Below are 7,259 nucleotides of genomic sequence, written 5' to 3' on the forward strand. Positions count from 1 at the left end.
ATTTCACGCACTAACTTACAACTTAATTATTAGGTAAAGTCTATACTCAATGTAATCACTTAGTCTGATATCGCCATTTAGTAACTACATCATTAATTTGCTCGAGATTTATCGCTTCCTTTTGCCAACCCTTATCGAAGTTCACATCGTTAGAACGAGGAAGTTGCTCATCAGAGAGGCTGCGAATCATAACTCTGGTGGGTAGGCTTGCTGCTTGACCGACAAAAATCGCTTCCTGACGCCTTAAACCTGATAACATTTTAGTTAAACCAGACATAGAGTCAGGTAACACACTTCGAACGTGTTCTCGGTCAGCATCATTGGTAATTCTTAGCACTATCCATGAGTTGCATTGTGAAAGCACTGTTGCTTCAACTTCACTTGGTCTCTGCGAGACCAACAATAAGCCAACACCGTATTTCCGTCCTTCCTTTGCAATGCGCCGAATTGCGGACTGAGCTGCCTGATACTGGGCTTCTCCACGATTAGGTACGTATCGATGGGCTTCTTCACAAACTAATAGCACAGGACTACTTTTACGTTCATCTTCCGTCTGCCAGACTTTAAGTTGAAAAATAATTCGCGCTATCGCTGCGCTGGCTACACCTGCAACTTCATTAGGTACTCCAGAAAGATCAACTATCTGAGTCGTTGATTTTTGTGTCAGAAATTGACTAACTATTGAAGGAAGAGGGTCCCCTTCTCCATCCCAGCTTTCCATCATAAATTTCAGACGACCATCTTTTAGTAATGAGTCAATCTTGCGAATAACTTTACTGTAATCTTCATGAGCTTTTTTATCTTTGCCTTGTGGCCTTTGTTCATTAATAGCCCCTATAAGCCCTTGAGTATAAGGCTCCCCGTCTTTCATACCTAAATGATCTAACCCACTACTATCGCCGATAACATAAGGGATCGGTGAGTCTACTGTTAATTGTTCCTTGGCAAGTCCTAACTTTTCTGCTGCCTGCTCACGTACAGTAATTAAAGCATTTTTAACAATATTTGACTGTGATGTGGCAGCAAACTCAGTCCTGCCAATAAACAAACTGAGTGACTCTTCAAGATCAAGTAACCAATAAGGCAGCCTCAGTGAACCTTCATCAGTAGATAAGCGCTGATGCTTAGGGAAAGCCTTACCATACTCATTATGAGGATCAAGCAGAATAATTTGCGGGTGCCAATGTTTATGATTAGCTATCTGTCCGCGCTCTAAGATACTGTGAATTACCGCTGCAACGGTGCCAGACTTACCAGAGCCTGTGGAACCAAGAATAGCGGTATGTTTACCTAATAGCTCATTTAGCTCAGCGTAGCAAGGTGCCCCCCCTGAACCTACATGCTCACCAAGCTGAATAACAGCCCCTTTGGCGTCACCATAAATGAACCTGAGCTCTGATTTAGGTGTCAAATAAATAGTTTGCTGAGGTAGTGGGTATGTAGCCACACCACGCTCGAATTCAAGAGAAAACTCACCACCTTCCTTTCTACACCATTCTCCCTCTCCAAATAAGTCAGCTTCAATGATACGCTCATCGGAAGAGGCCACAGGTAAGCCTTTTTCTAACTGGTAGTCAGCTTTCATACGTAACCGACTCACCAAACCATAAATAGAGCGGCGGGCAAAGTGGATTTTTATAACAGAGCCAAACTGCCCTATAGGGTAGTTTTCACCAGCAAATACTCTAGAGAGGTCAGAAATTGATGGGTCCAGTTCAGCAATAATTCGCGAACCATCTACTTCGATAATTTTACCAATCGCTAAATTCTCGATGGGCTTTGTATATTTGTTGTCCATATTAAATATCCCCCTCAAGAATCTGAGTCAGGTTCTCGAATTTCCACCATTCGATACTATCATCTGTGGTTATATTCTGTTCAGCGTGATAAAAACCTTTATCTGCAAAAATCACCACCTGCTCATTTATCGAGCTATCTTCATACCAAGATTTCAGTATTCCAGAAGGCTCTGCTTCATTGGTAAATGCTATTATGGTCAAGTTGCCATTAGAAGCCTTCAAACCTCGTTCAATCTCTAAGTTAATATGCGCATCACCAAAGCTGTACCCATTAATAAGTAGCACACGTTGACTACCACCCTTAGGGTTTAAAACCGTTCTCGCTCTATGCATTAAATTTGCGTATGGGTCTAGTTGAGTTTCACGATATTTAGTAGAAGCAGGCCAAATCATAATCTTTGATGTTAGATCTTGGCTACGTTTGAGATGAGAAGCGATACGTAACGGTGTAGATGAAGTCGTATGTTCAGCCCAATTAATCGAACCATGTAACTTAAAAACTCTTGCATCTAAATTATCTTGTCCGAATGTATCAGGGTTCCACCACCCTGATACACCACCTTCTATTCCATCAGCATATCTTAACTGTGAGAGTGCTAGAGAATCTTCAATTAACGTATCGTAGTTCATCACTAGATAATCAATAGTAGAAGGCATGCTGCTTTTACCCGGCCTCATAGGTCGGTGTAAAGCTTTAACAAAGCGCTCATGAAATGCTGAGTTCACAGTGATATTAATGAGTTCAAAAATCGCAAGTTTGATCTCAGTTATAGCTTTTAGCAATTGTTCATGATCATACTCAATACCACCAATTTTCACCTTACTAGCTATAACATTGCGATTAACCCGACGAGCTGTAATAGCGAGCCAATCAACCAGCTCACTTAGGAAGTCTTCTATGTGTGGTGTTGGTTCTGCCCCTTCAAAATTTTTTTGTATGGCAGCTAAAATTTGCTTAGAGTCATCTGATAGCTGTGCACTTTTTAGGGCTTTTTCTGTAAGCTGGTTGGTTAATGGGAGGCCAGCACAGAAACTTGCCCCAGCCCCCAGCAAAACAGCTTTTGAGTGTGATAGTAAGTCTTCCAACTTGTCTATGGCTTCTCTAAAATCTTTTTGTTTAAAAATTTTGGTATCGAATGCCATACTCCCTCCATAGAGTTTGCTGTTTAAGCATGAATTGATGTCACTAAAATTTCATAGCTCTCTATACTCTGTCTAAGAGAGGCACCTCTCAAGTATAAGAACTAAACATACTACTATTTTATACACACAAATCATTAGCTTGTCTTCAATTGTTTAAGTAATGCCCAAAGCTCTCAACTTAGTTAACATAATAAGCGCTTCGTAATGTTAACAACCAACAACGACAATTGCACACGACCGAAAAAACATAACGATTTGAAATTTAAGACAAAAATAAAATGAGTAAGATGTACCAACTTATTCCTAGCAGTCTAAAATTACTGGCAGGATGTGAAAGTGCTTTCAAAACCCTTGCGCCGCAGGATGCTAATTTTTCGTACCGACAACTCAAGCCTTATCCCAGACCGTAGTAAAAAAACCTTTTGTTTCAAGGGAAACATAGGAATCACTGCCAAAAACCAAAGGCTACCATACTACCCAGTGGCTTTCACTGTGGAAGCTAAGCTCGAAAAGAATTACAGCGCAGGGAATTCCAAGGTGCAACAACGTCAACAGCCTTATTGTCAGGTGATATGTACTAGGGGTAGCACTAAATACATATCGACTACCCCCCTTTAATTTGATCTATTAAGACAATCAATGCGCACACAACAATGAACACATAACAGCATTGTGTATAACAAACTCTATAAGAAACAGGCTATATAAGACTACTTACAAACACGGTAAGACCAGAACAACATTGAAAGCCATAGACCATATGGCAGCCGCTAGGACGTGTTAGGCTTACGCCTAACACGTACTCCCCCGACTCTGTCGTGGGAGTGTTACCCTTTGTTATCAGTAATTAACACAACAACATCTCTAATGATAAAGACAAATTATTAGAATAACAGTACGACCATCCCAACCATATACAACTGCTCAATTAAATAACTACCTGCGCCGCAGCTTATTACAACTACGAAACTGACACATCAATCTCATAACCACCCATGATGTCCTTATAAGATTTTTTCATGACTTCCATTACTGTTGAGACGTCATTTTCTTTGACTATGACTGAGTCATGTATAGGCAGTGCAACTATACCTCTTTCGCACAATTCAACCAGAATTACATCCATGATTCTACTGTCTGTGTTTTGAAGTCTTAACCCAATGTTCTCTTGGGCTATATACTCGCTAATATCAGCATAAGCCGATGCTAGATAGCCGTGTGCTTCCTCCCCTGTTATGCCATCAGGAAGACCCTCTATGAAGCTTTTTCTGGAATCTGGATGTATCTTAGCTCTTTCAATTGGACAGCCCATTCTTTGTTTAAAATCTGGACTTGAGCTTTTAGTAACGGCAGACTTAAAACCACCCAAGTTCTCAGAGTTTACAAAGCGTAATACAAGCGCCTTAACAACATCTCGCTCTAGTCCCTCTATTACATAAGGATCTTGATCTAGCTTGATTCCTGCCCAAGCATATAGCATGTTTAGGTGCATCGCTTTGAAGTCAACTTCCTTGGTAGGATAACCATCAATCGTTATTAATTTTCGATGCTCTTTTTTAATGGTTTGGTAAGGAAACCCACCTCGAGTGTAAAACCTACCGCCAAGTTCAAGTGAGTACTTAAATACCCGTCTCAGCACAACTTTTAGCTTTTTATTATCTTGAAGGATCCTTGTGTTTTGCAAAAAAGAGTTAACCTTGCTAACTCTGCTATACAAGTGCTTTGCGGGTTCAGGCAGGGGTAACTCGTCTTGAACTTTTTCACCTCTCAAGCAGATGAAGTCATCCACAAATGCAATGCTTTGCCACTCTAACTTATCAGTAGAATAACTAGTGAACTTTTCTGTTGGCCAAAAAGTAGACTGCTCAGGATTTCCTTCAACTGGAGCAGCTATATGCTGCTTAACTAGAGAAAGTGTACCGAGGAACTCCAACACCTTTATTACAATTACTGAATTTATATCGCCGGAGCAATGACTGGTTGAACGAGAGTACCTTACCCTACACTCGTACTCCCTAGCAAAAAGCAAGTGTGCCAGAATGATACACAGGTACTCACGGTATACACTCTTATGAAACTTTTTATTTTGATTATGAAAGTCACTTTTTAGTAATTCGAGTAACTCCTCTACTGCTGCTATATTTTTATAGCTTACTCGGTTCGTAAACCTATTAGTTCCCTTCTCACCTCGAAGTGACCAAGAGCTAGTAAGTTTTATAGCTCTATCGAGTTCTAGGGTATCGTTAAGCGTCATTTCAGCTGCTACCTAGCACTTACTAGCAACAGAAACTGGCAAGCCACTGTGAAACTTAAAGTCATCATCAGGTGTAGCAATTAGCTCTGCTTCAACGATACCAAAAAGTTCGACTCGCTCAGAAATATCAAACTCGCTAATTTCTTGTGCCAGCTTTAAGTAGTCTTGGTAGTGACGAGCCTCTGAGCGAAGTAATGAGATATAAAAATCACCTAAACGCTTATCAACATGTGGTGCTAGTTTGGCAAACCGCTCACATGAGCGCGCTTCAATGTACGCACCAACAATGAGCTTATCTACTAAGGCATCTGGCTCGTAAGTTTTCACATTCCGCAACATACCCTTTGCATAGCGACATGGCGTGATACTTTCGTACTCGATGCCATACTCGTCCATAATCTCAAGCACTTGATAAAAGTGGTGTAGCTCTTCTTTAATGAGTATAACCATTTTATCGATAAGGTCTTGTCCATATGGGGTATTTGACTTTGGAATCATCGACTTGGTTAGTTTATTCTTGTCAGCCAGCTCACGCCAACTTCCCTCACGCTTGTAAATGAGTGTTTCGAATGGCTTTAACCATTCAAGTAGAGCATCACCACTAGCTTTATCAACAGCGTACTTTCTGATTAAGAACATTGCGGACTGAGCTGCTTTCAACTCACACACTAAGTGGTCCGTTAGCAATACAGTTAAGCTTTCTCGTTTTGTTGCCTCGGTTATCCACTCATCAGGTGTTTCACATTTTAAAAACGTATATATAGGTTTCAACAATTCGTCCACGTTACACCCCCAAACCTGTAAATTTTGAGCTAAGGAATGATGCACCATTGTCACAACTCATAGATAAAATCGTTGTACAATGATTTAGCAATGTGCACAACCAAGTCATTAGCTCACAGATAAGATGGTCGATTAAAACCACATCTAAGTTTTCTTTTTTGGTTGCCGCAGCAATCCACTCATCAGGCGTTTCGCAGTTTAAAAAAGAATGAATGGGTGCTAACAAATCAGAATAAGGCACTGAATAACTTCTCATCAAAAATCTTAATTCGATTTTATCACATAAATTAGCCCGCATTCCATGACCCACATCAGTGCAAAGTAATTTTCTATATGCACTAAAGAGTTACATTTAATCGACTATTTCGATTATTTCAGCTTCTTGACAAGATTTAATTACTGAACCATAACTTAATCAAAGCTGTACAAAAATAAACAGCTCATATTCCTTTTTTACAGGGGCAATGATTATGATTCTAAACCACTTATGGGGCTTATACGCTCACCCACTCGAAGAATGGCAGACAATTGATAACCGTCACGAAAGCTTGCGCTATAGCTTATCGCATATTTTATTAATCGCCTGTATTCCTTCAATAATGGGCTACTATTCATCTGTTTATTTGGGCTGGAGTATTGGCGCAGGTGAGGCCGTATACTTAACCCATGATAGTGCATTACTTATCGCGGTTGCGATGTACTTTGCACTAATTGCGGGCGTTTTTGCACTGGCATACTTAGCTCATTGGATGGCAGTGACCTTTGGTGCAAAACCCACCTTTACACAAACCCTAGAGCTTGCAGCTTATACAGCAACGCCAGTATTTATGTCTTCATTTGCGGCATTTTTACCTGAACTGTGGTTTGTGGTGTGCGTAGGCCTTGTAGCACTAGCCTACTCAGTTTACTTACTCTACACAGGGGTGCCAATTTTAATGCACATACCTGAAGAGCGAGGTTTTATCTATGCCAGTTCGGTGGTCACGTGTGGGCTGATCTTACTGGTAATTATTTTAGCTGCGACAGCTATCTTGTGGACTAACGGAATTGTCCACCCTATGTTTACCTAGTTTCATTATTATTCATTCTTTCGTAAAGCAAAAAAGCGGCCTAGCCGCTTTTTTTATTTTTGGTTATTACGCCTTGTTAAAGCCACGGCTAGCGCATTTTAATCCCAGACTCTAACAGGGTTGAGCGGTAATCATCGTCTAGCCCTGCCATTTTCTTTTTCCTCGCCATACTAGCTGACTTAGATGTATCTTGTTTAAAAAGCGCCATGG

General features: G+C 40.6%; 5 protein-coding genes and 2 pseudogenes. 1 reads left to right on the top strand and 6 read right to left on the bottom strand.

All coding sequences use genetic code 11. The features are described from left to right. Window positions 1-55 precede the first annotated feature (55 nt). The 5 genes and pseudogenes from ABMY41_RS14195 to miaE (ABMY41_RS14215) all read right to left on the bottom strand — a co-directional run. On the bottom strand, window positions 56-1,798 hold the full coding sequence (locus ABMY41_RS14195; RefSeq protein WP_349275138.1) for an ATP-binding protein: 1,743 nt from the start codon (window positions 1,796-1,798) through the stop codon (window positions 56-58). Window position 1,799: 1 nt separating this feature from the next. Further along, complete coding sequence (locus tag ABMY41_RS14200; RefSeq protein WP_349275140.1) at window positions 1,800-2,942, bottom strand: SIR2 family protein; 1,143 nt, start codon at window positions 2,940-2,942, stop codon at window positions 1,800-1,802. A 961-nt stretch (window positions 2,943-3,903) separates the two neighbouring features. Next, complete coding sequence (locus ABMY41_RS14205; RefSeq protein ID WP_349275142.1) at window positions 3,904-5,196, bottom strand: hypothetical protein; 1,293 nt, start codon at window positions 5,194-5,196, stop codon at window positions 3,904-3,906. 12 nt (window positions 5,197-5,208) lie between these two features. Further along, the gene (gene miaE, locus ABMY41_RS14210; protein WP_349275143.1) at window positions 5,209-5,979 is read right to left on the bottom strand and encodes a tRNA isopentenyl-2-thiomethyl-A-37 hydroxylase MiaE; all 771 of its coding nucleotides are present in this window, start codon (window positions 5,977-5,979) and stop codon (window positions 5,209-5,211) included. A gap of 109 nt (window positions 5,980-6,088) precedes the next feature. Next, window positions 6,089-6,220: pseudogene (gene miaE / locus ABMY41_RS14215) on the bottom strand (tRNA isopentenyl-2-thiomethyl-A-37 hydroxylase MiaE); the annotation flags it as partial. A 229-nt stretch (window positions 6,221-6,449) separates the two neighbouring features. Here miaE (ABMY41_RS14215) and ABMY41_RS14220 point away from each other — a divergent pair. Then, the gene (locus ABMY41_RS14220; protein ID WP_058586311.1) at window positions 6,450-7,049 is read left to right on the top strand and encodes a Yip1 family protein; all 600 of its coding nucleotides are present in this window, start codon (window positions 6,450-6,452) and stop codon (window positions 7,047-7,049) included. 88 nt (window positions 7,050-7,137) lie between these two features. On the opposite strand, the pseudogene ABMY41_RS14225 reads toward ABMY41_RS14220, so the two are convergent. Next, window positions 7,138-7,259 (bottom strand): annotated as a pseudogene (locus tag ABMY41_RS14225) (ISAs1 family transposase); the annotation flags it as partial.

It is taken from the genome of Pseudoalteromonas sp. BZA4 (genome assembly GCF_040104395.1).
Lineage (GTDB): Bacteria > Pseudomonadota > Gammaproteobacteria > Enterobacterales > Alteromonadaceae > Pseudoalteromonas.

Excerpts from the sequence above, each read along its gene's own strand:
- ABMY41_RS14205 (WP_349275142.1), bottom strand. The coding sequence starts at position 5,196 with ATGACGCTTAACGATACCCTAGAACTCGATAGAGCTATAAAACTTACT.
- ABMY41_RS14195 (WP_349275138.1), bottom strand. The coding sequence starts at position 1,798 with ATGGACAACAAATATACAAAGCCCATCGAGAATTTAGCGATTGGTAAA.
- ABMY41_RS14200 (WP_349275140.1), bottom strand. The coding sequence starts at position 2,942 with ATGGCATTCGATACCAAAATTTTTAAACAAAAAGATTTTAGAGAAGCC.
- ABMY41_RS14220 (WP_058586311.1), top strand. The coding sequence starts at position 6,450 with ATGATTCTAAACCACTTATGGGGCTTATACGCTCACCCACTCGAAGAA.